The following is a 939-nucleotide window of genomic DNA, read 5'->3' as shown; positions in this document are numbered from 1 at the left end:
GGGACTATGATTATGAGGAAAAAGCCGAAGGAGATTTTATCTGAAATGAGCTGATAGATATTGTATACAAATGATGTATAGATATATTTATTAAATATAGTATACGCCTAGAAGAAAAGAAATTTCTTATTACAACATTGTAAAAATAAGAAAAAAGAAGTGAGCAGTACTGTATTATTGACTAAAGATTTTAAATTATCGTACATAATTTAAAATAAAAACTAATAGGAAGGAGGCGTTAAATATGAGAAAAATCGTAGCAGGAAAGTTAAAAACAGGATCAGACTTTGAAGGAAGTAAAGGTGGATGTATCTGCAGTATAAGTGTAGCAGTAAAGCAGTCCTATTATGCTGGACCAGCATATTGTGTAGGATACTGTGGAAACAATGGAGTAACAACAAGAAATGCAAATGCAAATCTTGCCAAAACAGAATAAGAACATATCAAAAAAATTCTTAGTCTGAGAAAATAACTCTATTCAATATCTAAACAATTCTATAAAAATAGATAGGTGTACAGAGTTAATATTATGTTATAAGAAAAAATGGGGACTGTCAAATGGGTACGGTCTCCTTTTATAAAAGTAAGTGGAGTGAAAGTTTATGAAAAGATTAAAGAACTTAATCAAAAAGAGCGAAGAGTTTTTTGATAATAAGCAGATTAGTTCGGTTGTTATGCGATAATTCGAAGTGCAATTTTATTAAAACAATGATGGTGAGTATTGTTTTAGGAAATATCATACTGGTTTTATTTTGGTTAATACTTTATTTTATATTCAATTATTTACAGAGTGTACTGATGAGAATAGAAGATTATCAACAGAATATTCTATAAAGTTGCTTAATATTTTGGAATACAAGGAAGTGAAATTCCTTTAAGTAAAGATAGTGTTTAGACAGAATTAGAACTAGGATATCCAATTATTTATGCGATGCGTTG

At 28.9% G+C, this 939-nt stretch carries 1 protein-coding gene; it reads left to right on the top strand.

Features of this window, described 5'->3' with window-relative positions; translation table 11 throughout:
• The first annotated feature begins 244 nt into the window (after positions 1-244).
• Positions 245-436 carry a RumC family sactipeptide gene (locus tag PG840_RS16405; protein WP_173867818.1) on the top strand — a complete coding sequence of 64 codons (192 nt, stop codon included), beginning with the start codon at positions 245-247 and terminating at the stop codon, positions 434-436.
• Positions 437-939: the final 503 nt, after the last annotated feature.

Origin of the sequence: Coprococcus sp. AM97-35, assembly GCF_027697525.1 — a bacterium.
Taxonomy (GTDB): domain Bacteria; phylum Bacillota; class Clostridia; order Lachnospirales; family Lachnospiraceae; genus Allocoprococcus; species Allocoprococcus comes.
Note: the sequence above shows the minus strand (reverse complement) of the source record. Positions and strands in the feature narration are given on the sequence as shown.